The following is a 26,799-nucleotide window of genomic DNA, read 5'->3' as shown; positions in this document are numbered from 1 at the left end:
AGAGATTGAGTAAATAGAGGAGGAGAAAAATGCAAAAAATCCAGAAAATAAATATCCTTCACAATTATCAAAAGCCTTCAGAACGTGTTGTGGATGAATTGCGCAAAAAACTCCTCGCGGCAAATTTTGAAGTGTCTGAAAACTATGATGATCATGCCGACCTCAACATTTGCGTTGGCGGCGACGGTGTCATTTTAATTGGTATGAAAGAAGTGGGCTTTCCAGAAATCCCCTTTATCGGCATCAATACTGGACATCTTGGATTTTTTCAAGAGCTATGCCCAGAAGACATCGACCGTCTTGTCAGCCATTTGAAGGATGATGATTATCAATTGGAACAGCTCTATCTCGTCGAAAGTGCAGTTTGCACCGAAGACCAATGCATTCCCTTGACTGGAATCAATGAAATCGTAATCAAAGGAATTAATTCCAAAGTCATTCACCTGAATATTAATATAGGTGATGAAACCCTAGAAAGCTATTCCGGTGATGGGATTATCGTCTCTACCCCTATGGGATCTACCGCATACAACATGTCCGCTGGAGGTAGCCTCGTGTATCCAACCCTGGGCGTATTGCAAATGACGGCTTTAGCACCCATTAACTCACGTGTATATCGCTCTCTGACCAATAGCGTGATCGTTCCCTTTAATATGACGATCGAATTGATACCTGAATATCGAGATGAAAACTCCATTTTGATTGTTGTCGATGGTGTTCAATTAACCTACCGGGACATTACAAACCTGAAATTTTGGGTTTCGGAACGCAAGCTAACAAGACTAACTACCCACGAGCACCATTTTTGGGCTAACATTAAAAAGAAATTTTTATAGGCACACATCGCACCCAATTTTCTTTATATTGGGTGTTTTTTTACCCCTTGACAGCCTTTTTAAAGAAGCGTAAGATAAATTCGTTATTGACATATGTCAATAAGGTAACGCTTGCATGTTTAGGAGGACACCGATGGCTTCAACACTACTTTTACCCTGTATCATCTTATTGATCGCCATCACTATGTCCATGGTCGGAAAAGGCGGTGGCAACTTTTATGTCCTTGCTATGGTGCTGGCCGGAACGTCCATGCAAGTTGCTGCAACGACTTCACAATTGATTATGATGGCTACAGCCTTTACTTCCATGATCATTTTCCACAACCATAAGCGAGTTGACTGGAAACTCGCCTTGATGATTGATCCACCCACAGACATCATGGCCTTTGTTGGCGGTTACTTCGCTGGCTATCTAGAAGGTACAACTCTCAAGCTCATGTTTGCCGGTTTACTAATCATCATTTCAATCTTTATGTTTCTTCCGGTCCATGAAAAACCGCAAGAAAAGAAGAACAAATTTGGCTATTGGAACCGTCAATTTGGATCCTATCAATATACCGTCAACCTTTGGATCACCCTGCCCATTACAGCGGCAGTTGGATTCTTCGCAGGAGCCATTGGCATTTCAGGTGGCGCCTTCAAAATTCCCTTGATGGTCATGCTCTGCGGCATCCCAATGGAGATTGCCGTAGGTACATCCTCTGCCATGGTGGCAGTAACCGCTTTGATGGGCTTTCTCGGTCATAGCATCCACGGCAATGCAAACCTTTTATTCGCAATCCCTCTGGTGGCTACAGCTGTCATTGGTGGCTGCCTCGGCAGCAAGTACGCTGTAAAAAGCAAACCAAAGAATCTTCGCACCATCTTCGCCTTTACAAATCTGCTGGCAGCAATCATCATGATCTTCAACATTCTTCAGTAATCAAAAAAACGGGCCCCTTTAGAGGAGCCCGTTCTAATTTATTCTATTCGCCCTTATGAAACCGATATTCCAAAATAATAAATCGACTTCCCTTATTTTCTTTGACGATCAAATAATTCGGAAATGCGCGTTCGCAAGAACGATAAATCTCGCTCAATTGCATATCGCTGGCCAGATAAAGACGTACATGAGTCCGTTGCCATCCTAAAGCTATCAGATTTTCAGTCTTCTCTTCCCCCACTAGTTTTGCAGGTACTGAAGCAAATACATTGCCAAATTCAACGGAATTTGCTGTCCAAAAGTCATTAAAGGCTTCTAGGGCTCCACATAAAACCAAATCCGCACGGCGGAGTTGAGAAAATTGCTCTAGATAATCGCTCTCGTAGATATCGTCTTTTAAAGTTGGTTTATATACAAAATCAATCTCCGCCAACAATTTTTCAACGATCCCCTCACGAATTTTTGGAACCTCTTCTTTCTTTTTACAATCCTCTTCTCGCTCGATCATCTCTTTCAGTTCTTCAAGGGCCGAAATCGTTGAGCGAATGGATTCTAGGCGCTCATAATTAGACTTCGAAAACTTCAATTGATAAACCTGTTTTTCGATTGCTTCAACCTGCCATTCCACCTTATTTCGCCCCCCTTATGTTTCATATATTATACCATAGTTTGCCTATTTCGTCTGTTGCACAAGAAAATGCAAAAAATCTGGAAAGAACCTGAATAATTATGTGAATTATTATATACTAATAATGAAATCATTTAGAGGAGGCTACCGATGAATCAAAAACAAGTAGCACCATATCAGTACTTTGTTCAATCATTCGATCACCTCGAGTGGCTCACTGAAAATCAAGACGTAGCTGCTTTTATTCAATTATCTATTCAAGCTCATGATTTTAAACAACACTTCGAGCGAATCTGCTCACAGCATAATTATTCCGGGCGTTCTATCCTATCGCTTTGTCAACCCATTCTTTACGATCTTTCCAAGCGACAACCGCCCGATGACTGGCTTGCCTATTGCTATCAGTTTATTTTAAAACACGCTTATCCTACCAGTATCGAAATCGAATTTTCTCCTCATTTGGAGCTGGCTGCGGAATTATTTATTCATATCTTCCATTTTTTCAGTGAAATCGAAAAGAAATCCACTCGCGTACCCTTTGATTATCGTCTAGATTTTCTTCCCGTTGAGGATGAAATGATTATCAATCGACACGAATATCGGAAATTCGTAACCGCTTTTGATCGTGACATGATCTACGAATTGATGAAACTCCATTTTGAATTGACCAACCACAACAATATTCACCATGTTTCCGGTGTACATTCCCTGGCTGTTCATCTAGGACGTCAATGTTTCCGATTGGGTCTTCCTGTGGACTTGGGGGTAGTTTCCGGTGCCGCCGCTTCTCACGATATCGGCAAGTTCGGCTGTACAGGCGAATGCTTGCAACGTGTACCATACTTTCATTACTACTACACCGATGAGTGGACCAAGCGTCACGATTTGCTCTATATCGGTCATATCGCAACCAACCATTCCACTTGGGACCTGGAACTAGAAAACCTACCCGTGGAATCCCTACTTCTCATTTATTGCGATTTTCGTGTGAAGAATCGAATCCTCCCCAATGGAGAACGCCACATGCATATTTTTTCCTTGGACGAAGCCTTCGATATCATCTTGAATAAACTCGACAATGTTGACGAAGCAAAGGCGAATCGATATCGGAAAGTCTATGCAAAGCTAAAAGACTTTGAGTCCTTTCTCCGTGATCAAAATGTCAACCTCAATCTGGAACATGTGCCGCAGGAGCCTGCTCCAGTTCGCCATTATGCCCTGATGCACCATCAAGAGGTCATTGAAAATATCAAATTTATGGCCATTCGACACAATATCGACTTGATGCATAACTTCCGGTCTGTCGGATCCCTAAGCAGTATTTTGGAGCAGGCCCGCAGTGAAAGTGATCCACAAAAACTTCGCGGCTATCTCCAGGTGTTAGAGGAATATACCACCTACCTGACACAAGATCAAAAGCTCATCACCATTCAATTTTTATATGATCTTTTAACCAATAAAGATGGTGATATCCGCCGTCAGGCAGCCGGTGTCATTGGTATGCTCATTGCCAACTTTGACGAGGAATATCGAAAAGAAATTCCCAAAAATGTAAACCTGCCAGAAGCAGTCTATCGCAGTGACGACCTGCTGGAAAGTTACATTAAAAAAATCTTGCATCCAGATCCTCAACTAATTGATCAACACCAGATCTGGATAACCCACAACTTGAGGGTTGTTCTAGCTACTTTATTTCAGCATGCAAAAAAGGGAAAACTGGATACCTATCGAAAAATCGTATTATCCAACTACAACAAAGAAAATTTTTCAGTCTATCGAACCAAGTTCTATTTAATGCAAATTATCAAACGAATTCCTATGAAAAATTTTGACGAGGCTGTTATGATTCAGCCCCTTCGCCTTTTATTAAGCGCACTGTCTGATCAAGACCGTATAATTCGTGTAACCGCCTTGGAACGAATCTGGAACCTCGTCAATAAAGTGCCCAATCAAGGGTGGTTTATCGACGAACTCGGTCGAATATTAAAGCGGAAACTTGAAAGATCTGAAGATCCAGCCGAAAACTATCTTCGTTTAAAACTTGCTGAACGCATTAAAGTGCCAAAGCCTGTTATCGAGCATTACTATGGCATTTGCCGAATCGATGGCCAAGATCTATCTGACATCTACCTGCAAAACCTGAAAACAGCTACCCCATGGGTATTCAAAAAAGTGCATGTTCATTTGCTTGCTGATTTTCTTATTGCTGGATTTCCAAATATTGATAAAATCCATACAGCCATCCATTTTTGCAACCTATTGAAGGTCAGCGAAGTAGAGAATGTGAGAAACCACGCAGGAATCGCCTTGGTAGAAGTCTTTCCTTATCTCAGCAAGGAACAAAAAAACGATGTGACCATCGAACTTATGCGTGCCTTAGAGATGGAAAACTTTCAATTCACTAATTTTATTCCCCGCTATTTGGGCAGGGTCATGCTCCATCTACAGCCGAGAGAATTAGATGAAATCATCGCTGATTTTGTTGATAAAACAAAGGTTTCCAACCAACAAATTACGGTTTTAATGTTAAAAACCATTGGCATTTGTATAGAGAATTACGCCCAATACGCACCACGATTCCAAGAAAATGATGAGGTAATTAGACACCGTCTAATCACCATGGTCAGCCTAATCTTGAATAGCTTTGTAAACTTCGATCAAGAAGTAAAGCGTGAAGCCTTCCTTGTGCTTGGTAAAGACGTCTTTGGTTCAAACAAATTAAACATGAAGGAAAAACAGAATCTATTGTCCATCGTAGCGAAAAAAATGTTGGTTTTGGCCGAGTCAGGACGTAGAACTGACTTGCTTCAACTGAATGATTCTGTATCCCTGAACCATATCTATCGATTCATTGCAGATTACGAATTCACCAATAGGAAAGTTCCTGTATACACCAATGACAAAAAGGCCTTCTTCCCGGGAACCTTCGACCCATTCTCCATCTCCCATAAAAAAATTGCGGAGAGTATTCGGAATATGGGCTATGAGGTCTTCTTGGCGGTGGATGAATTTTCTTGGTCAAAGCGCACACAACCCAATATGATACGAAGAAATATCATCGACATGACCATTGCCGATGAACTCAATATCTATCTCTTCCCTGCTTCCTTATCCGTCAATATTGCAAATTCGACAGATTTGAGGGAGTTGCAGGACTGCTTTGGAGATGATCCGGTTTCCATCGTTGTGGGAAGCGATGTGATTCTTCACGCCTCTGCCTATGCAAAAACTGAGGATTTCTCCATTCACGATTTTCCTCATGTCATTTTTGAGAGAAATTGTGACAAGGTAGATCCAGATCCACTCCAACCATTTTTGAAACGAATGAAAGAACCAGCTGTAAGACTCTGTTTACCCGAGGAATATGAGGATATTTCTTCCACCCAAATTCGGAAGTACATCGATCAAAATCGGGATGTTTCTATGATGATTGATCCCCTTGCGCAAAAATACATTATGGCGCGTGGTTTCTATCGCCATGAACCGCAGATGAAATCACCGGTGTCCACCAGCACCTTGAGCTTTGAAATCATTGAAGAATTTCGCTATGAAGTCATTTCGGAACTACGCAATCAATTTGGCGACTTTCCCATTGATTTCAAAAACTTTTTCACCTTAGACAGCTCTCGACTTTTGATTGCAAGGGAAACAAACGGGCAAACCATCGTTGGAGCCGTTCCTTTCCGATGGTTGAGAAACTCGATGATCTTCCGTGAATTTCACGATCATACATCCGCTGATTTTATTCGACAAAAAGCAGTCGGACGGATTGCCTTAATCGCTGGAATTTTCACTCATGCCGGATCTCCATATCGCCATTTGGGACAAATTCTTTTAACTGAAACCCTGAGTTTCGCACTTCAGAAGGATTACACCTCTGCTGTGTACCACGAGCCTCTTCATCATCCCGCAATGGATGAACGCAACTATAAAATTTTAAAACTACAGGGCTTCATCCCCGTTCCGCAGGAATCCGGGGAAACTAAATTGCCAATCTACTTGGTATCCATGACAAATCCAAGTACCTTGTACCTAAATATTAAAGCCTTGTTGAAAGAACCATACCTCCACAATCCAAAAGTCATACGTGTCATTCATAAAAGTCGCGACGCCCTGAGAGAAGCTTTGGTTGCTTTGTATCCAGGACAATTATTATTGACCTTTGACCGGAAAATCATGAATGAGAAGCTGATGGAGATCATCTGCCGCAATAATCATGTCGACCCTGTTCAAGGACCAATTCGGACCTTGGGACCTAATCTATGTGTTCCATACGGGTCTATTTTGAAGGGACGATTTGTACCCAATACGGCAACCAAAACCCTCCATACAGAGAAGACCTATACGGGTGATACGCATTCCTTTTATATTCATCAAACGCCCTATTACCTCAGTTTGGATGAGCAGATTCGTATGTTGAAATCCTTCCAAAGGCCAGTTCTTTTGATTGATGATATCCTGCACAAGGGCTATCGAATAAAAGCAGTTCTACCAAAATTCAATCAACATCATGTGCGGGTGGAGAAAACGATCGTTGGCATCCTTTCTAGTCAGGGACAAGAATTGATGGAATTACAAGACTTGGATGTAGAATCCGCATACTTTGTTCCCAATCTAAACGTATGGTTCAATGAAAGCATCCTTTATCCCTTTATCGGAGGAGACGCCGTTGAACGAATGGTCGATTACAAGTCAAATATGATTCCATCTGTGAATTTTGTATTGCCTTATGCTTCACCAAGCTATATTAAAGATACGCCAGTTTCTGCAATTTACAAGTTGTCAGAAACCGTCCTAAAGAATACCTATCAAATATTCCGTACCTTGGAACGAGAATATCAGCAACTCAATGATCGTGCATTATGCATCACCAATCTTGGTGAAATCTTTTCCACACCTCGATTCCCTGATCGCAGTGATTTACTGGAGTATGATCCCTCTTTAAAGGTATCAAACTATCTCGAATACGATCAGGCGCACTTAAAGCGTATTCAATCACTCTTTACTCGGGAGGAAAAATGAGACCCTATTTCTATCATCTAATGGATTCACAGATCGCTTGCATCGCTGACCAGCCAATTACCAAATGGGAAGAATATATGGTCCCTCGATTTCCAAATGAAGCCACAGAAGCCGTGATATTCTTCTCCGGCGATCCTAGAAAAAACGCAGCACAATTTCCTCTTATCCAACGAGAAAGTCTTGTCGATCACGATAGCTTGGAGCGACTAAACACACCGTCGCCCCAAGCTTCATCCCTGATTGATTTTGTTCCCGAAGGACTTCCCTGCCGCGCCATCAATCGTTCCTGGCCAAAATGGGAACAACTGATAACGTCTCCCCCGCGAAAGCGCAAAGGTATCCGACTGAATCTGGTCGCCCTGGGAGATGTAGGCAGCACCCTTTTAATAGGCTTGTGCCTGACCGGGAACGATTGCATCGATGAAATTGGAATCTATGATCGAAGCCCCGAGAAGCAAAAGCGCTTTGTTCTTGAAACCAATCAGATCCTCACCTTCGGGCAAAGCAAACAGACACCCCGAGTACGAGCCATTGAAAAGGAAGAAGTCTTCGATGGCGATTATTTCGTTTTTTGTGCTTCAAAGGGAATTCCACCATTGTCCCAAACCTCTGGTGATGTTCGAATGGTGCAATTCGAAGGCAATCGAAAGATCCTGAAGGAATACGCGCAAATGGCAAGACTCAATGATTTTCAAGGAGAATTTTGCGTGGTTTCCGACCCTGTCGATCCCTTGTGCCTGTCCGCATATTTGGATAGCAATACATACCAGGATCATTTGGACTACCAGGGACTTCGTCCCGAACAAATCCACGGTTTCGGCCTTGGTGTCATGTATGCACGCGCCGCATATTTGGCCGAATCCACCATTGGAGATTCCGAATTTTTAACTCATGGACGTGCCTATGGTCCCCACGGAAAGGGACTGGTTATTGCAAACTCCATTTTGGAATACGAAGAAGAGAAAAGCATACTGCTTACGAAAGCGACTCTTCACGCCAACCACCTGGTTCGCGAGGTAGGCTTTAAGCCCTATATCGCACCCGCCCTTTCTTCTGGAGCCTTATCCATCCTTTCCATGATTCGTGGCAACTGGCACTTAAGCGCCAATTTTCTTGGAGGCGTATACTTTGGTGCCGCCAATCAATTATTGGCTTCTGGCGTTGAATTTGAACGATTAACTCTCCCCGTCCCGTTGATGGAACGATTAAAAGAAAGCCATCACGGATTGGAGGCGATTTTGTGAAACCTTTTTATGTTATTCAACTGGGAGAATCCTCTCGACAATTGAAACGCATGTTGGGCGCGGCATGGACCCACCACCCGGATGGTGTCTTTTGCATGGGTGACCCATTGCCAAATTTACAAAACGCAAAGATCCTCTTTGCCATCCAAGTTAATGTTTGGAATCTCTGTCCGGAATTATCCGCCTTTCTTATGAAGCTGGATCCAAGAGCACAGTCCCTCTCTGGAAGTGAAGCAGCAATCCTGATTCACAGCAATTCGGAACGCTATAGCCGTGATTTTGCCGTAGACTTAATTTTACGCGCCAATGAATTGGGGTGCAGGTTTATGGGACGCCCCATTGTTGAAGCTGCAAAAGACCTGGTCAATTGGCAACTGATGGAAACCGTTAAAGGCAAAAGCAGACAAGAGATTTGTTTAACAGAATGTGAAAATCTGGTGGTTCGTTTGCTGGCAGACAGCCCTATCGTAAAGAAACATCCCTCTCTCCTCGTACTGCATGCGAGCAATGAAAATACATCCAGCACCTTGCAACTATGGGCAATGGTGAAAAAGCATTTACCCAAGTCGGTAAGGGTACAAGAGATCCATATTGAAAATGGGACGGTACGTGACTGCATTGGCTGCCCCTACACCACCTGCAGACACTTTGGCCAACAGATGCGTTGCTTTTACGGTGGCGTTATGGTGGAAGAAATCTATCCTGCCATCTTGAAAGCCGATGCTATTCTATGGGCCTGCCCCAACTACAACGATGCCCTATCTGCAAACCTGACAGCCACCATCAACCGAATGACAGCGCTATTTAGAACCCATAATTTTTATAACAAAAGCCTATTCGGCATAGTTGTTTCGGGTAACTCGGGTTCTGAATGCCTGCAACATCAATTGATCAGCGCTTTGAATATCAACAAAACCTTCCGTTTGCCGCCTCAGTTTTCTCTAACTGCAACTGCGAATAGCAAAAATGCCATTTTAGCCCGTTCAAACATCGAATTTCAGGCTTCTGAATTCGCAAAAAATCTTGTCAATGAAATAAAAACAAGCTGGGTCGATTAATCGACCCAGCTTGTTTTTTTGTTATTAAAATCTATTTTTCATAGAAATCGTCAGCCGCTGACGAAATTCTCGCAGTTGCTTTAAATTTCCCTTTTTCTGCAAAAGCATAAATTCATCATAAAGCTCGTCGATCTCATCAACCTTGCCCGACATATACAAGTTCTGCAGCATATTCATAGAATCTTCCACCAAATGCGCACGAGAAGCAAATAATTCCTGCGCATCCATAATCTCTTCCCGAATTTGCGACATCTGCCGATCCAAATTATAAACCGCCTCCGCAGCCTCCTGCAATCGTGCACCAATATGCTCTGGAATCTGCTGATCAAATTTATAGTTTAAGGAATGTTCAATGGTTGCCCAAAAATTCATGGCAAGAGTACGAATCTGAATCTCCGCTAAGACCGGCTTCACGCCATGAGCAGTATTCACGCGATAGCGAATAATCATATGGTAACTGCGGTATCCGCTCTCCTTATGATTGGTCACATAGTCCCGTTCTTCCACCACTTCCATATCATAGCGACTCTTAATCAAATCTACCACGCGATGAATATCATCCTCGAACTGACACATGATTCGAATGCCGGCAATATCCTCAATTCCCGTTTCCACATCTGAGATCGGAATTCCCCTCAAGTTTGCTTTGTTAATAATGCTATTGATCTCTTTGACTCGTCCCGTAACAAACTCGATCGGAGAATACTCATCCATGGCACGAAATTCTTTACGAATTCGCTTGAACTTCAATTTCAACTCATCGACGGCTTGCTCATATACAATTAAAATCTCTTTCCAATTTGGAATCACGTTACACGCCTCCAATCTATCCGAGTATTAAATACCCCAAAATCTGGGATTTAAAATTCTGCGTTTTTCACCGTACGTGGAAAAGAAACAACGTCACGAATATTTGCCATTCCTGTCAAATACATAATCGCTCTTTCAAATCCCAAGCCGAAGCCAGCGTGCTTGGCCGTTCCGTACTTTCTAAGCTCCAAATACCACCAGTAATCTTCTTCACTAAGACCCATTTCCTTAATTCTTGTTTGCAAGACATCCAGACGTTCTTCACGCTGGCTTCCACCGATAATCTCACCAATACCCGGTACAAGCAAGTCCATGGCCGCTACGGTCTTCTTATCGTCATTCAAACGCATATAAAAGGCCTTGATTTCCTTTGGATAATCCGTAACGAATACAGGACGGTTATACACCTCTTCAGTGATATATCGCTCATGCTCCGTTTGTAAATCGATCCCCCATGAAACTGGGAAGTCAAATTTATGATCTGCCTTTTGCAAAATTTCAATGGCTTCCGTATAGGTAATGCGGGCAAAATCAGAAGTAAGAACATGATTTAGCCGCTCCAGCAATCCCTTGTCCACAAACTTATTGAAAAATTCCAACTCTTCTGGCGCCTTCTCCATTACGTAAGAAATAATATACTTCAACATACCTTCAGCCATTTCCATATCATCTTGAAGATCAGCAAAGGCAATTTCTGGTTCAATCATCCAAAACTCCGCTGCATGGCGTGCCGTATTGGAGTTCTCAGCACGGAAAGTCGGTCCAAAGGTATAGACGTCTCTCATAGCCAAGGCATAAGTCTCAGCAGACAATTGACCCGATACAGTCAAATTCGTTTCCTTCCCGAAGAAATCTCGCTTTTCATCCAATTTGCCTTCTTCTGTACGAGGCAGATTTTGAAGATCTAGTGTTGTCACACGGAACATCTCTCCTGCGCCCTCAGCGTCGGAACCCGTAATGATTGGTGTATGCACATATACAAATCCTTGATCCTGAAAATATTGATGAATGGCAAAAGCAGCCAATGACCGAACACGGAATACAGCTGAAAAGGTATTGGTCCGCGGTCGTAAATGCGCAATCGTTCGCAAATATTCAAAACTATGGCGTTTTTTTTGCAAAGGATAATCACTTGGACAATCCCCTAGCATTTCAATCGAAGTTGCTTTCACCTCATAAGGTTGTTTACTTTCTGGTGTTAGTACCAGGATTCCTTTCACTTTCAAAGATGATGAAACACTAAATTTCTTTATCACATCAAAATTTTCCAGTTCGCCCTCATAGACAACTTGAATGCCCCTAAAATGAGAACCGTCATTTAACTCAATAAAACCAAAATGCTTGGATCCGCGATTGGTGCGCACCCATCCCATTACGGTAATTTCTTGATTTTCAAAGCGTTCTGCATGGTTGTGAATTTCTCGAATCTTAATGCCTTCCATTTTCTTCCTCCTCAATTCATGAATTCTGCCTTGATCCTTGTTCAAGACAGATCCTCTTCGTTTACACCCTACTCGTTGATTGAACCCTTGCCTTTGTCAGCAAGTTGAATCCTTGCTGAAGACGTAACGAAGATTGATTCATTGTAAATAAAAAAACCTCTCATCCCAAAAGGGACGAAAGGTCTATTCGCGGTACCACCCTAGTTACACGCGAGATTGCGTGTCACTCAATCCGATAACGGTCGGTTGCCGTCTGCATATACTCCATCTGTTTCCATGCAGCGCCTCAAGGATGTTTTTCATCTCTGCCTTATGACCAGACTTTCACTGTCTCTGGCTCGCTTTGCATAAGTAACAAAAACTACTCTTCCTATCGTTAGCTTTCCCTATTTATGATATTACAGCAAAGCACTTTTGTCAATCGAAAAACCCACTTTCAATCCGCTTTCAAAACCGCTCAAATCAAGGCTTTCATCCACCGGTTCTCTACAAGCTATTGAAAGTGCTCGCCTTTGTTGTCACAATGTATTGAAGGACCCCAAGTGTCACTGTCGCAAAGATTGCAATGATGAAAAATGCGCGTCCCAAACCAAAGAGATCTCCGATTTTACCAACAAGCGGAAACAAGACAATCATTAGAATACTAAAGAGCATGCTCTGAAAAGAAAGGATGGTCGCCCGTTGCTCAGATGGAATCAATCGATTGATATAATCACTGATGGAAACAAACATTGCACCCTCAACAAGGGATAAAAAGATAAATGCAAACCAAGTAATACTCGGTATGGCCATCAGCCAAAAGCCGATAATTCCCAATACTGGAAAAGCACGCAGTAATTGATCAGGGGAATATTTTTCATCAAATTTATGAACCCTCGACGCCATAAAAGCTCCTCCCAAAGAACCAATGGCCAAGGTAGCGCCAATTTCAAACTCCGTACGGCCAGCTAATTTCATCAAGTTCTGCATGTAAAAAAACTCCGTTGTAAAATACAAAGAAAAGACCTCTACCACAACAATTAGAAAACCAATCTTCTTATCCGCCGCAAGCACACCCATGCTGCGCTTTAATTGCTTGACCATGGTTTTAAACCCATTTTCCTCATGCTCAATTTTTCCATACTCGGGCTCTGTAAAGGAAAAGGTCTGTACAAGGGTAAGCACACCGATTACAAAAGCAAATTGATATACGAGCAAATAATCGATTGTTGCCAGATAACCACCGATTAGAAGAGCGCCTGTTGATGCCAACTGATAGAAGATCTCCCTTCGTCCCGTAATTTTCATATAGTCATTTTCTTGGCCGATCGACTTGAGGGAATCATAGATCAAGGCATCTCCCGCTCCAGATTCAAGGTTATAACTCAAGGCACTGAAGATAAAACTCATCATAAAGAAAACCAAGTTCGTAGACAAGAGCATGATCACTGTTGAAACAACAGCCAATAGCCTCCCTAAAATTCTGCTGGTCTTTCTGCCATATAAGTCCGCAATCATTCCTGTCGGCACTTCCATCGTAAAGGAAGTAATATGAAAAATCGATTCCATCATCCCTATTTCAAATAAGGACAAGCCTCGATAAGCCAGATAGAGCATCCATACCCCCTGGGTCAAATTAAAATTAGCCATGAATGAATACAGGTAATTCTTTTTCACATTGTCTCTCAACTTATTCTCAACTGTTTTTGTCATTGTTCTCCCTCTTTCTGAAATTCATCAAGTATTGTAATTCCCACCCGGTCTAAATTGGACATAAAAAAAACAGATCAACAAAAGTTGATCTGCAACAAGCTTGATCATCCATTTGCCCTTTACGATTCATATCGAATTTTAGACGCACCCGTCCCGTAAAAAGCAGAAATTCCAGAAATTGCTAGCAAACATAAAGGTAACTTGGTTAAAGTTGTATTGATTTGATTTTGACCTCTCATATTCGCCCTCCGGCCTCTAGTTTACCATGAAATCTTTCCTTAGGCAATTCGAATCCACAGCGCATACCCAGCCCAATATGGATCATGATAAAGCCCCATACCAAAAGATATGGGGCTTCGTCTTTTACTTGAGAATCCGGTAGGACAAGACACCACCGACTCCATCAATCTCTATGCTTGCACCCATGGTCACCGATTCTCTTAAAATCAACTTGGCAAGGGCTGTTTCCACTTCTCTTTGAAGATAACGTTTCAGTGGTCTTGCACCATAGATTGGATTGTATCCATGTTCAACAATCACATCGCGCGCACCTTGTGTCAACTGAATCTGAAGCTTGCGATCCGCTAAACGCTTCTGCAGGATCTCCAGCTGCAAGGTCAAGATTTGGTAGATCTCTGATCGACTCAAAGGCTTATAGAGGACAATTTCGTCAATGCGGTTCAAAAATTCTGGTCGAAAATGTCCACGCAAGCGACTCATAACGGCATCCCGAGTCCTTACACTAATGAGCTCCGTAACTTCTAGTTCTTCCAATAGAAGCTCGCTCCCCAAATTCGATGTCATAATAATCACCGTGTTCTTGAAATCTACCGTTCGTCCCTGCGCATCAGTAATTCTTCCATCATCCAAGACTTGCAAAAGGATATTAAATACCTCCTTATGCGCCTTTTCTATTTCATCGAAAAGAACCACTGAATAGGGCTTACGGCGAATGATCTCGGTGAGTTGACCGCCCTCCTCATAGCCCACATATCCTGGCGGTGCCCCAATCAATTTGCTGACAGCATGGCGCTCCATGTATTCACTCATATCAATGCGAACCAGGTTATCTTCAGAATCAAAGAGGGTCTCTGACAAAGCCTTGGCCAACTCCGTCTTGCCGACGCCCGTAGGTCCTAAAAAGATAAAGGAACCAATGGGTCTACGGGGGTCCTGGATCCCAGCGCGAGATCTAAAAATTGCATCGGAGACCAATCGGACCGCTTCGTCCTGGCCAATCACCCGTTCATGCAGACGATCTTCCAGACGTAGAAGTTTTTCCTTCTCACTCTCCACCAGTTTTGCTAACGGAATGCCTGTCCACCTGGAAATGATCTCCGCAATTTCCTCCTCAGTTACCCCTTCTCGAAGCAGACTATCCCGCTCTCCTCTACGCATTTCCATGTCCTTTTCTGCGGAATGAAGTGCTTCCTTCGCAGCAGGTAATTCACCATATTTCAATTCAGCCGCTCGATTTAAATCATATGCCCGCTCCGCCTCCTCGATTTTAAATTGCAAATTTTCCAGGCGTGACCGCAATTCCTGCACATTACCAATTTGAGACTTTTCCGCCTCCCATTGTGCACGCATGGCTGTCAATTGCTCTCGATCCTGGGCTAACAAACGCTTGACCACTTCTAACCGTTCTTTACTCATCTCATCCTTTTCTTTCTTTAAGGCCGCCTCTTCAATTTCTAGAGTCATCATCCTTCGAGAAACTTGATCGACTTCCTCGGGCATGGACTCCATCTCCGTTCGGATCATGGCACAGGCTTCATCCACCAAGTCAATCGCCTTATCTGGCAAGAATCGATCCGAAATATAACGGTTAGAAAGGGTCGCTGCCGAAAGCAGGGCCGCATCGGCAATTTTAACGCCATGAAAATTTTCATAGCGCTCTTTCAATCCCCGCAAAATTGAAATCGTGTCTTCAACGGACGGTTCATTCACAAGCACCGGTTGGAAACGTCTTTCCAAGGCTGCGTCTTTTTCGATATATCGGTGATATTCCTTAAGGGTCGTTGCTCCAATACAATGAAGAAGGCCTCTGGCCAGCAAAGGCTTAAGCATATTTCCCGCATCCATGGCACCCTCAGTCTTTCCAGCACCCACCACTGTATGAAGCTCATCCATAAAGAGAAGGATCTGACCGTCGCTTTCTTGAATTTCCTTTAAAACTGCTTTGAAGCGCTCCTCAAATTCACCTCGATACTTGGCTCCAGCAATCAAGGAACCCATGTCCAATGAAAAAATCCGTTTGTTCTTCAAACTCTCCGGCACATCACCTTTTACAATCCGTTGTGCCAATCCCTCTGCAATGGCTGTTTTCCCCACCCCAGGCTCTCCAATCAAGACAGGATTATTCTTTGTTTTTCGGGATAGAATACGTACCACATGACGAATTTCTTCATCGCGTCCAATCACCGGATCCAGTTGATTTTCTCTGGCTTCCTTTACCAAATCATGACCATATTTTTCCAAAACATCATAAGTCGATTCCGGATTTTCCGACACCACCCGCTGATTCCCACGAATTCCTTGCAGGGCTTGTAGAAATCGAGCTTTAGTCAAATCAAATCGGTTTAACAAGTCTAGCAAATCTTTGGGCGCCTCATCGATCAGTCCCAAGAAAAAATGCTCAACTGAATAATACTCATCCTTCATCTTTTTGGCTTCCCGCTCCGCTGCATTCATAACTCGATCCATCGCGGCCGATACGGACAATGTTCCACCCTGCATCTTTGGATAACCCTCGATCAAGTCGGTTGCCTCTTTCTTCACCCTCGCAAGGTCAATATCCATCTTCTCAAGGGTTCTTGGAATCAGTCCCTCCGAATCCTCGTTGAGTGCAAGAAAAAGATGCATGGGTCTCAACTCTGGACTGCCATTTTCCTTGGCTATTTGCTCTGCACGCTGCAAAGCACTCATTGATTTTTGTGTCAATCGATTCATTTCCATCGATTTGCCTCCTTTCGAATCTCCTCGCCCCAACGACTTAAGACCTCTCGTCCCCGTTTTTCCCGAATCACGGGATCATCGGAGGAAAAATACTGCTCAATGGCCGTATTCAACAGTCGCAAATAACGGCTGATCAATCGACTTACTTCCTCATATGCCGAAGATCCCACATACAAGATCTTTACAAATTGAATGGTACCCTTTCCCTCATTCCGATACAAGCAATTCTCTCCCTGCATAAAGGGGACGTACTCTGTCTCCCAGCGATTCATCTGCAAAAAAAATGTCTCCAATGCATCCGCCAAAGATCGGGACGTAGTGCGGGAAAAAATCTTCAACACCGCTTGGTGGTCCCCGTCTATTTCTTGCCATTCCAACCGATAGCGAAGGGTTGGATTGTACTTAAATCGGATGGGCGCCTGATACACCAAACTTTGTGTTTCCCGATTCGGCAATACCTGAATATGCTTCTGTGCGGATAATCGCTTTGCGATCTCTTCCATCATCTCTCTCACCTGGGCTTCTTTGGTTTCCACCCCTGCATATTCCGCCAAAATACGTTCGATCAATCGCGAACGATTGCTTTGCTGCAAATAAGCTTCCCGATCAATGGCTTCCACCACCCTGTCAGAAAGAATTAAACTATATAAACTGCGACTCATGGCTTCACCTCCTAAATTAATTCTACTGCGATATATTTCGTAAGTCAAGTTATATAAGATCGTTTACGAATTATTTACAACAAAAGAAAAACACCCGAAGGTGTTCTCTTATTCAACCGCATGTAATTCCGTCAAAACACCCTCAGCCAATTGATCCAGCTTGGCTTCCGCCTCCGCTGCATTCTCAGCGCGAGAATAGAGATAAAGCTTAATCTTCGGCTCCGTTCCCGATGGACGAAGGGCATACCAGCTATCCCCTTCCATCTCGAACTTCAAGCCATTGGTCGGCGGGATCTCGACGGATTCTATTTTGCCAGTTTGCGCAATGGTTCGCTTTTGAACCGCATAGTCCGTTGCGGCCAACAACTTGATGCCACCAACCACACTCGGATAATTGGCACGATAGCTGGTCATCATCCTGTTGATTCTCGCCGCTCCTTCAATCCCTTCTAGGACCAAAGCAACCTGACGCTCTCGGTAGGTCCCATGCTTGACAAAAATATCCTCTAAGATATCCAATAGGGTTTTCCCTTTTGTTCGATAATAGGCTGCCGCTTCCGCCAAGAACATCGCCGCGTTCACCGCATCCTTGTCACGAACGAAATCACCTGCCAAGAATCCAATGCTCTCCTCATAGCCAAAGACAAATGTTTGCTCTTTGCTTTCTTCCCAAATACTTGCCCACGAACAAATATTTTTAAATCCGGTTAAAGCTTCAAAAGTCTTGACCCCATAGCCTTCCGCGATCACCTTGGCCAAATCACCCGTAACAATGGATTTGACGATGGCAGGATTTTCAGGCATGGTGCCTAATTCCGTATAGGACTCCAACAGGTATTGAACCAAGATGGCGCCCGTTTGATTTCCATTGAGCGCTGTATAGCCGCCTTCCTTGTTGATCACTTCCACAGCTAGTCGATCGCAATCCGGATCTGTCGCAATCAAAAGATCAGCGCCGATTTCCTTGCCCAAACGCTCCGCATAGGCAAAGGCCTTTGTGTCTTCTGGATTCGGATAGCCAACGGTTGTAAAATCAGGATCCGGCATCTCTTGCTCCGGCACCACCGTAACATCAGCAAACCCCCGCTCGGCCAAAATTCGGCGCACCGGCACATTGCCTGCTCCATTCAAAGGGGTATAGACAATCTTCAGGGACTTATCCAATTCCGCGTCCCGCAAGGACAACGCCTTCACTTTATTGATATAAATATCATCAATTTCTTTTCCAATCATCACCAAGAGGCCAGATGCAAGTGCTTCTGTTTCATCCGCCATGGGAATCGATTCAAAATCCGTAATCTTTAGAATTTCTTCCGTCACCACATCGGCAATCTCTGGAAGAATCTGAGCACCATCCTCCCAATAAGCCTTATATCCATTGTATTCCTGTGGATTATGGCTTGCCGTTACAACAATCCCCGCTCCGCAATTCAAATGACGAACGGCAAATGACAATTCCGGTGTTGGTCGAAGGTCTTCAAATAAGTAGGCTTTAATTCCGTTCCCTGCCAATACCAAGGCAGCTGTTTTGGAGAACACATGAGAAAAATGGCGGCAATCATAGGCAATCGCTACACCTCGATCCATAAATGCCTGTCCCTCCGATTTAATAACTTCCGCCAGTCCCTGGGTCGCTCGGGCAACGATATAGGCATTCATACGGTTGGTGCCAGCGCCGATGATGCCACGCAAGCCTGCTGTACCAAATTCTAAATCCTTATAAAAACGATCCTGAATCTCAGTTTCATTTCCTTCCAGTCCACGAAGTTCTGCTTTTGTCGCTTCGTCAAAGAAAGGATTATTCATCCATTGCTCATACACATCGCGATAATTCATCATAACCTCCCGTCTAGCACTCTTCCTTTATAAGAGCTTTTGCCATGTTGACTGCCAGTTCATCCAACAAGACTTCTTCTGCGTAGTGCATGCAGCTCTGTGCCTCGACATTGGGACCAACAGGCTCCAGTTTCAATTTTTCAAAAGTTGCCAAGATCCCTTTCAAACCACCACCGCTCCAAGTATAGTTTCCGAAAGCGCCAACCGTTCGATTTTTTACACCCCAATGCTCTAATTTTGACAAAAGGTCCGCAACCGGAGGAAAAACAGCATTGTTATAAGCACAAGACCCAATAATCAATCCCTCGTACTTCCACACCTCTTGTAGAATATAAGACAAATGAGTTTTAGACGCATCAAAAAGTTTAATCTCGGTGACACCATTCTCACGCAATCTTCGGGCAAGCCGCTCAGCCATTTTCCCTGTATGACCATACATAGAACCATACACAATAACCACGCCCGCTTCACCTTCCAAGCGCGACCATCGATCGTAAAGATCCAAAAGATAAGGGATCTTTTCCCGCCAAACAGGTCCATGAAGAGGACAAATTGTCTCAATCTCCAGGGCAGATAATTTCTTTAAGGCACGCTGAACCTGTGCCCCGTATTTTCCTACAATATTGGAATAATAACGGCGCATTTCGGATTCGAATTCTCTGGGAATATCAAAATCCGAATCAAACAAACCGCCATCCAAGGCGCCAAAGGATCCAAAGGCGTCTGCCGAGAACAAGACCCCTTCCTTTTGATCGTAGGTTACCATCACTTCCGGCCAATGCACCATAGGCATCATGGAAAACATCAACTTTCTAGAACCAAGATCTAACTCGTCGCCTTCCTTTACTTCAAGCCTGTTTCCTTCTACGCAATAAAAATTGTCTAGAAATTGAAACGTTTTCTTATTTCCAACCAACTGCATATCTGGGTATCGTTCCGTCATCTCTCGCAAAACACCGGTATGATCGGGTTCCATATGATTGACAATCAAATAATCCACCGGACGCCCCGCCAACACTTCATCCAGCTTTTCTAGATAATCTTCCAGAAAGCTGCGTTCCACGGTATCTAGTACGGCAATTTTCTCATCGACAATCACATAGGAATTGTAGGCCATGCCACGTTCCAAGGGCCATAGGTTTTCAAAACGATGTTTTTGGCGGTCATTGACACCAATCCATGAAATACTGTCGGTAATTTTCGCAACGTGATTAATCATTTATTCCTCCTTGCAGCAGGTCCCGTTCCGCCAATCGCTTGATGGCACCAAGAGCGATCAGAATCTCTTGTTTCTCGCCTTGAGCTGCACGGTCTGCCTCATCCACATAGTCATTGATGCCTTCTTTCACATCCGATTCATATTTTACAACATTATTCAAAATACTGCCGGCACGCAAGCCACGCAAAGACGCAATCACAAACAATGCCGATGTTTCCATATCCGAACCCAAGAGCTTATTTTTATGCGCCTTTGCCATGCGCTCACTCTCATCATCAATATAAAAGCTGTCATGGCTGCGAGTGAGTCCAACAAAATGACGCAAACCCTTAGCCTCCGCCTCTTCCACTAGGGCCCGAAGTACCGAAAAATGAGGCACTGCCGGATAATTATGCTCTACATACATCCGAGATGCACCTTCTTCTCGTACGGCACCCGTGGAAATAATCAAGTCGCCAATCTCAACTTCCGGTTGAGATGCACCCGCACTACCAATTCGAATCAGGGTATCCGCTCCACAGGCAGACAGTTCTTCAATTGCGATGCATGCAGAAGCACCACCGATTCCCGTCGAGGTTACTGTAACCGCAACCCCTTGATAGGTCCCTGTAATGGTTCGAAATTCTCGATTGTATGCGATTTCTTTCCAATCATCCAAAAATTCTGCAACCCGCAACACCCGCTCAGGATCTCCCGGTAAAAGTGCGTATCGTGCAATTTCAGATGGCTCGCATAAAATATGGGGTTGTTTCATTGTTTCCTCCTCGTTATTGGTATTGAATCTCTTTCACCAATTCAATTCCATTACTCATCATTTGATATAAACTCATGATATTCATCAAATCCCCATGATGTATCCCCAGGTGGAAGGTATCCACCAGATCCATGGGAATCACTATTTTTCCTTCAAAATTATACTGATTCAAATAAGTCTGCAGGGTAATAGCAAAATGCTGAATGCAAAGATCCGTACAGTCCCCAACAAGAATAAAGGTGTCTACACGGCTTTCTTTCAGCCAATTTAAAAACTCCGTCGTGTGAAAACCATTGGTTGAATTTTTACTGATGACATGGCTAAAGTGATAGCCCTTGATTTCATCCACCAATTCACTCTCTTTTTCATCCGCCAAACAATGGGCGGGATAAAACTTCATTTCCTTGGACTCTTTGCTATGACAATCTCGAAAAGCCAGCATCTCAATTTTCCGTTTCGAAGCTTCTGATAACAATCGACTAATTCCTGGAATTAAACTTTTCACACGTTCATCCGCTAAGGGACCTTCCTTGGCAAACCCATTCACCAGATCCATAACAATAACTGCTGTTCGGTCAAATTGCAATTGTTCCAAAACCATTGGCGGTTTTGCCCTCAATTGCTCAATCATTCCCTTGATTGCCTCTTGCGCCTCTTGTTCAAAATGTTCAGAAAGATTTTCTACTTTCATTTCGTCTTCCTTTCCTACTCAATATTTGATTCAACCTCAAAATCCAAAATCTGCGAGAAATCATGTTCTCCTCGGATTCGCAAGGCTTCTTTAGCTTCTTCATACTCGTCAAAATCAACGATCACATGCAAGATTCCGCTATATTCCGTAGCAAGGTAATACCTGCGATTGTTGCCTCGATACAAAAAATGAGGTTCAACTTGATCCATCAATTCCAAACGAACATCCTTTTCTCCTGTTTTTGAGAAGTATGCGTTATTGTTCTTCTTAAAGATCATTTGACGAATCTGACCTGGTCGAGGTGCTTTCGCCTTTTTGAATACTGGTGCTGGTTTTTTGTTTCTGTCTCTTCGATCATTGCTATGCTGATCGCGTCGCTTTCCGCGATTAGAAGAACTCTGGTTCTTTTTGCCGGATGGTCTAGCACCCTGCGAATCTTTTTGTCTTGCATTTCTATCTTCAGAAGATTTGCTTTGATTTCGATTTCTTGAATCCTTGGATGGATCCTTTTTTTGAGGTGCTCTCTGAGAGCTTTGCTTTGATGTTTGCTTTGATGTTTGCTTGCCTTGCTCATTCTTTGCTTTATCTTCATTTGAAACCGGCGGCTTTTTCCGTCTCCGATTCGATGGTCTTCTTCTATTTGATGATGGCCGTTCAGACTTCTTCTCTTGAGGTTTTTCTCCAGACTGATTTTGTTTCTGTTCTTTCGGTTTTACAACCGGTTGAGTTTGTTTTTGATCTTTCGGCTTTATAGCCGGCTTATTTTGCTTCTTCTCTTCCGTCACGATTCTCCGCCTCCTCTTTTGCCTTTCGCACCGCTTTCACTGTCCAATCCGTTAGGGACCGAATCGTCATCTTTTTCATGGAACGCACATAAGTTTCTAATTCATCGTTTGCGAATGGTTTTCTCCATCGCTCAGGAATTTCGGAAATCCCATTCATAACACCCAGTACACTCAAAATTTGAGCGGCATTGCAATCTACATCCTGCCCCATTTTTCCAGACAGTACAATTGTCTCGTTAAAATCTCCATTTCCATACCAAAGAGCAATAACTTCTGCTGCCGCATTGGGATAGGCGTGGATCCAATTATACCGCTTCACTTTTTCTTCGCATAGCTTCCATGCTACTCGCCAGTCTTCATGCATATTGCATTGATTAAAAGCGAACTGAACGATTCGCGTGTATTCACTTTCCTTTGGTAATCCCTCAATAACTTCTCGCAACATAACCCGCAAATCTTGTCGCTCATAGGCCATGGCAACCAGCATGGCATTAAATACCTCGCCGATGATCCCGTTGTTGATATGCGAAATTTCACCATCTTTCCAAGCTAGTTCCGCTGCTAATTTTGGATTTCCAGGTGCTGCCATGCCGCAAATTGCTCCACGCATCTGCGCCCCAATCCATTCGTTAAAAGGATTATAAAGACGTCCAGATTCCGGCGGCATAATGCCCATTCGAATATTGTCCAAGGCAATCTGTTCTGCGGACCAGCCGGCTGGCACCAAGGCCATCCATTCAGCTGCAATTTCCTTAGAAGTTACTTGATACCCAGAATGATCAAAAGCATTCAAAAATGCCAGTTCATAGGTAATGTCATCGTTCATGGTGTTGGGCTCACGAACATACTCATCCAGATCACCAAAGGCTTTCTCCAACTGCACCGTGGTATATCCTTCTAGTGCAGTTCCATAAGCGGCACCAATAATCTGCGCCATCCAACCCCCATAGGTTTGATCTAAAAATCGATCTGTCGATACGTCACAATCCATAGATATCGGAAAGCTCGAATCCTCAGCAAACTGAGTAAAATTATCATAGTATGCCGACCGCCAATAACTATGTGCCATATCCTTTTTAGCAGTATTCACTTTATATTTCAACTTAGCCGTAACACGATGAAGAGCCACCATATCTTCAGCCTCAAAGGCCGCCAACCCCTCTTCATATAAGTCCATCCCATTTTCAACCAACTTACCTTGGTTTTCAACGGCCTGGATGGAAGCAAGCATCAAGCTCTCCGGAGCATAAGAACCCGGAACATGACTGTCCCAATAGAGGCGAAGCATAAAATCAACCTGCGCTTCTACTTCATTCATGGCATCCCAGGTTTGTTCGTCTTCTGCGAGACGTCGCGGGACTGCTTCATCTGTAATTTTTCGTACACTTTCCCATGCTTTCATCCTCAAATCCTTTCCTTTCTATTTTTTATACCCTATTTATTTCTACGGGTCGAGCACCAAAAAAACTGGTCTCTCCATGCTCAAATCCCCAACAATATGCAAAAAATTGAACCCCAGCTTCACACGCTTCTCTCACCGCCTGCGCAAATTCTGGATCTTTCTCAAGATTCGGAGTAATTCCCTTGGCCCATGCGTTTTGTATGACAAAGATGACCGCTGCTTCTTGACCCGCTTCTACAAGCCTCTGAAGATGACGAACATGGCGAGTTCCCCTGGTCGTCGGTGCGTCGGGAAAATACCCCCACTCCTCACGCTCCAGTGTCACACCCTTCACCTCAAGCCAACGAATGCCCCTTGGGCCATGCAAGGCAAAATCAAAACGACTTTCTCCACAAGAGGCTTCAGATTGAATTCTCCCCCACTTCTCATTTGGAAATATCAGCCCTGTTTCAAGCGCTTCCTTCACCAATCGATTTGGCAACTGTGAATCGATTGACACCCAAATCCCTCGATATTTCACCTGTCGCAAGCTCAATCGATATTTCCTTTTTGGATCTAAATGAATGGCCAAGGCAATCGCCACACCGGGAATCAACAACTCTTGCAATCGTCCCGTATTGGGAACATGCGCCCGCTCTACTTTACCATCAATCTGAACTTCCGCTACAAATCGATTGGGTCTTGCCAAAAAAACACCCTCTATCCATTGAATTCCCATATGCGTTTACTCCCCATCCAACTCTTCCCTTGCCACAAATTTCCTTGACGCAATGCCTGATCAAGGCCATTGAGAATTAATCGTTTTCGAACCGCCCACTTAGGAGCAAGCAAGCGATCCCGTGGTGCATCTCCTGTCAATCGATGAATTGTAATATCCGGTGAAAGCCCAACTAAGCACTTCACCAATAAATCGATATAAGCTCCTCTTTCCATCATATCAAAAGGATGTGCTTGATACCACTCCGCAAGGGGTGTTTTGATCATGATATGAAGAAGATGAAGTTTTATTCCCCAAGGAGCAAGATCTCCAACCGCTTTCACACTCTCAATCATCTCATTTTCTGTCTCACCGGGTAAACCCAATATCAAATGAACGACCACCCGAATCCCGCAAGATTGAAGTCGTTCCACCATTTCCATGGCTTGATCCAAATCCTCATGGCGATTCATCCACTCCCTCGTTGAAGCGTGAATCGATTGAATCCCGATCTCCACCCACAAAAAGGTTTTATGACTCAAGCCTTCCAATAAGGCAATCACATCATCATTCAGGCAATCTGCCCGGGTAGCGATCGCTAATCCTTCAATGCGCGGATCCGCTACTATCTCTCGATATAATTTTCCTAACGACTCGGTTTCACCATAGGTATTGGTAAAATTCTGCAAATAAGCCAAATAACCTGCCTTAGGCCATTTCTCTGTCAACAAAATTATCTGCTGATCGATCTGTTCCTGTAGGGGAGCCCAACGACTCCCGGCAAAATCACCGCTTCCTCGCTCACTACAAAAGACGCACCCTTTCTCAGAAAGGGTGCCGTCTCGGTTTGGACAAGTAAATCCGCCATCCAAACTCAATTTCACCATCTTTTTGCCGAACCGCTCACGCAATTCAAAATTCAAATTATGATAGCGCTTATCATTCCACTGATTCATCTAGATTTCTCCCAGATATTCCTCCAAGGTCACCCCAGCTTCGAAAATCTTTGTTGCATCTTCAATTCCGACGTAGCGTAAATGCCAAGGTTCATATTGATACTTGGTGATATCCACGGTATCGATCTGATAACGAATAATAAATCCAAACTCATGGGCATGCTCAGCAACCCAAATCCCCTCCATCGTTTCTCCAAAGGCTTCATCCAAGGCGTTTTTGACGCTCCAACTGGTAATATCCGCCGCCATTCCCGTTTGATGCTCGCTCTGCCCTGGTTTAGCACTCACCTGATTGGCCGCCTCTAATCCATCAGCCTTCACATGTCGCGCAAAAATGATCTTTTGGATATCGTAGCTTCTAAATCCCGAACGGAATACCAGTTTAACCCCAAGCTCATCCTTACAGGCGGCAAACAGGTCTTCTAAAGCGCGAGCCGCCGGTTCCCTCAGCTCCCGTTTCTCTTCATAGTAGTTATACACATCCGGCTGCACCAAATCTGCTGGCACATAATCAGCTGCCAAGTAATAGGTCTTGTTGGCCAGAACCAAAAGACTATCTGGTTGATTGATCAATCGACGATCGGCTTCCAAAAGGATTCGATCTTGCGTCCACTCTGTACACTCTCCATTTGGAATCAAATCCTCCTGGGTCAGCTTAAATGTCGCTATTGCCGCTTCTGTTTTTTCATCCAATATGCCCGTTTCATCCACATCGTAATTCATCAAATACAAGGCCTTTTGCATCGGTAGAATCGCTTCTGTCTCTTCGCCAAATTGAAAGACAATCGGACTTTCATCCATCACTAAAACCGGTTCTGCTGGTTCGGATTCCAACTCTACTGGCTTTACAACCACTGGCTCCACAGGTTTTTCACCCTCAACCGTGGCCTCCGGTGTTTCTGCGCGACTACATCCTGTAAAAAATAGTAGTGTCATTAGCACGATAATCCCTGCTTTTTTCATGTGTCGACCTCCCTGTTTGTCTCTCTCTATGATACCATTTTTTATGTGTAAAAGCATATATTTGATTTAATCCTTGACAGAGAGGGTAGAACTATATAGAATACAAAAAACGCGATGATGAAGGAAAGTAGATTAATTTATTCTTCCCAGAGAGAGAGGAGTGCTGTGACCTCTTAAGAATACTTAATCGAAGTGCTCTTCAGAGCGGACTGCCGAATCAAG

20 protein-coding genes and 2 other annotated features (1 of these 22 cut by a window edge) are annotated in these 26,799 nt (G+C 43.8%); of the genes, 5 read left to right on the top strand and 15 right to left on the bottom strand.

Annotation, left to right across the window (positions count from 1 at the left end; all coding sequences use genetic code 11):
* Nucleotides 1-29 precede the first annotated feature (29 nt).
* Nucleotides 30-836: an NAD(+)/NADH kinase gene (locus tag AC25CA_RS05900; RefSeq protein ID WP_486816128.1), complete on the top strand. Its 807-nt coding sequence runs from the start codon at nt 30-32 to the stop codon at nt 834-836.
* A gap of 133 nt (nt 837-969) precedes the next feature.
* A complete protein-coding gene (locus tag AC25CA_RS05895; RefSeq protein WP_486816127.1) occupies nt 970-1,758 on the top strand; it encodes a sulfite exporter TauE/SafE family protein in 789 nt (262 codons plus the stop codon).
* Nucleotides 1,759-1,801: 43 nt separating this feature from the next.
* On the opposite strand, the gene AC25CA_RS05890 is transcribed toward AC25CA_RS05895, so the two are convergent.
* On the bottom strand, nt 1,802-2,386 hold the full coding sequence (locus AC25CA_RS05890; protein ID WP_486816126.1) for a hypothetical protein: 585 nt from the start codon (nt 2,384-2,386) through the stop codon (nt 1,802-1,804).
* 150 nt (nt 2,387-2,536) lie between these two features.
* Between AC25CA_RS05890 and AC25CA_RS05885 the strand changes: the two genes are divergently transcribed.
* The 3 genes from AC25CA_RS05885 to AC25CA_RS05875 are packed head-to-tail and all read left to right on the top strand — an operon-like array spanning nt 2,537 to nt 9,710.
* Entirely contained in the window at nt 2,537-7,408 is a 4,872-nt protein-coding gene (locus tag AC25CA_RS05885; RefSeq protein WP_486816125.1) for a cytidyltransferase, read from the top strand.
* Nucleotides 7,405-8,652 (top strand): Rossmann-fold NAD(P)-binding domain-containing protein, encoded by a 1,248-nt coding sequence (locus tag AC25CA_RS05880; RefSeq protein WP_486816124.1) that lies wholly within the window; start codon nt 7,405-7,407, stop codon nt 8,650-8,652. The genes AC25CA_RS05885 and AC25CA_RS05880 overlap by 4 nt, the downstream gene beginning before the upstream one ends.
* Nucleotides 8,649-9,710, top strand: coding sequence for a flavodoxin family protein (locus AC25CA_RS05875; protein ID WP_486816123.1), 1,062 nt, complete (start codon nt 8,649-8,651; stop codon nt 9,708-9,710). Before AC25CA_RS05880 ends, AC25CA_RS05875 begins: the two co-directional genes overlap by 4 nt.
* Before the next feature lie 24 nt (nt 9,711-9,734).
* On the opposite strand, the gene AC25CA_RS05870 is transcribed toward AC25CA_RS05875, so the two are convergent.
* From AC25CA_RS05870 to AC25CA_RS05805, 14 genes are all read right to left on the bottom strand, one after another.
* Nucleotides 9,735-10,520 (bottom strand): GTP pyrophosphokinase, encoded by a 786-nt coding sequence (locus tag AC25CA_RS05870; protein WP_486816122.1) that lies wholly within the window; start codon nt 10,518-10,520, stop codon nt 9,735-9,737.
* 50 nt (nt 10,521-10,570) lie between these two features.
* On the bottom strand, nt 10,571-11,962 hold the full coding sequence (gene asnS / locus AC25CA_RS05865; protein WP_486816121.1) for an asparagine--tRNA ligase: 1,392 nt from the start codon (nt 11,960-11,962) through the stop codon (nt 10,571-10,573).
* Between the two features lie 167 nt (nt 11,963-12,129).
* Nucleotides 12,130-12,348, bottom strand: a binding site (T-box leader).
* Nucleotides 12,349-12,448: 100 nt separating this feature from the next.
* A complete protein-coding gene (locus AC25CA_RS05860) occupies nt 12,449-13,654 on the bottom strand; it encodes an MFS transporter (protein ID WP_486816120.1) in 1,206 nt (401 codons plus the stop codon).
* A gap of 363 nt (nt 13,655-14,017) precedes the next feature.
* Nucleotides 14,018-16,612 carry an ATP-dependent chaperone ClpB gene (gene clpB, locus AC25CA_RS05855; RefSeq protein WP_486816119.1) on the bottom strand — a complete coding sequence of 865 codons (2,595 nt, stop codon included), beginning with the start codon at nt 16,610-16,612 and terminating at the stop codon, nt 14,018-14,020.
* Nucleotides 16,603-17,274: a hypothetical protein gene (locus AC25CA_RS05850; protein ID WP_486816118.1), complete on the bottom strand. Its 672-nt coding sequence runs from the start codon at nt 17,272-17,274 to the stop codon at nt 16,603-16,605. Before AC25CA_RS05850 ends, clpB begins: the two co-directional genes overlap by 10 nt.
* A 108-nt stretch (nt 17,275-17,382) precedes the next feature.
* Nucleotides 17,383-19,113 (bottom strand): phospho-sugar mutase, encoded by a 1,731-nt coding sequence (locus tag AC25CA_RS05845; protein ID WP_486816117.1) that lies wholly within the window; start codon nt 19,111-19,113, stop codon nt 17,383-17,385.
* Between the two features lie 10 nt (nt 19,114-19,123).
* On the bottom strand, nt 19,124-20,329 hold the full coding sequence (locus tag AC25CA_RS05840) for an FprA family A-type flavoprotein (RefSeq protein ID WP_486816116.1): 1,206 nt from the start codon (nt 20,327-20,329) through the stop codon (nt 19,124-19,126).
* Nucleotides 20,322-21,083: a nucleoside phosphorylase gene (locus AC25CA_RS05835; protein WP_486816115.1), complete on the bottom strand. Its 762-nt coding sequence runs from the start codon at nt 21,081-21,083 to the stop codon at nt 20,322-20,324. Before AC25CA_RS05835 ends, AC25CA_RS05840 begins: the two co-directional genes overlap by 8 nt.
* Nucleotides 21,084-21,096: 13 nt before the next feature.
* On the bottom strand, nt 21,097-21,774 hold the full coding sequence (locus AC25CA_RS05830) for a cysteine hydrolase family protein (RefSeq protein ID WP_486816114.1): 678 nt from the start codon (nt 21,772-21,774) through the stop codon (nt 21,097-21,099).
* Between the two features lie 14 nt (nt 21,775-21,788).
* Nucleotides 21,789-22,559: a hypothetical protein gene (locus tag AC25CA_RS05825; RefSeq protein WP_486816113.1), complete on the bottom strand. Its 771-nt coding sequence runs from the start codon at nt 22,557-22,559 to the stop codon at nt 21,789-21,791.
* A complete protein-coding gene (locus AC25CA_RS05820) occupies nt 22,534-23,961 on the bottom strand; it encodes an ADP-ribosylglycohydrolase family protein (RefSeq protein WP_486816112.1) in 1,428 nt (475 codons plus the stop codon). The genes AC25CA_RS05825 and AC25CA_RS05820 overlap by 26 nt, the downstream gene beginning before the upstream one ends.
* Nucleotides 23,962-23,986: 25 nt before the next feature.
* Nucleotides 23,987-24,679: a DNA/RNA nuclease SfsA gene (gene sfsA / locus AC25CA_RS05815; RefSeq protein WP_486816111.1), complete on the bottom strand. Its 693-nt coding sequence runs from the start codon at nt 24,677-24,679 to the stop codon at nt 23,987-23,989.
* Nucleotides 24,661-25,614 (bottom strand): tRNA modification radical SAM protein MnmL/YtqA, encoded by a 954-nt coding sequence (mnmL, locus tag AC25CA_RS05810; protein ID WP_486816110.1) that lies wholly within the window; start codon nt 25,612-25,614, stop codon nt 24,661-24,663. Before mnmL ends, sfsA begins: the two co-directional genes overlap by 19 nt.
* Complete coding sequence (locus AC25CA_RS05805) at nt 25,615-26,577, bottom strand: M15 family metallopeptidase (RefSeq protein WP_486816109.1); 963 nt, start codon at nt 26,575-26,577, stop codon at nt 25,615-25,617.
* Between the two features lie 105 nt (nt 26,578-26,682).
* Nucleotides 26,683-26,799 (top strand) — a binding site (T-box leader); it runs 115 nt beyond the window's last position.

The sequence above is a fragment of the Gottschalkiaceae bacterium SANA genome (genome assembly GCA_036323355.1).
Classification (GTDB): domain Bacteria; phylum Bacillota; class Clostridia; order Tissierellales; family GPF-1; genus GPF-1.
The sequence above is the reverse complement of the archived record's forward strand: the minus strand, read 5'-3'. Positions and strand labels throughout refer to the sequence as shown.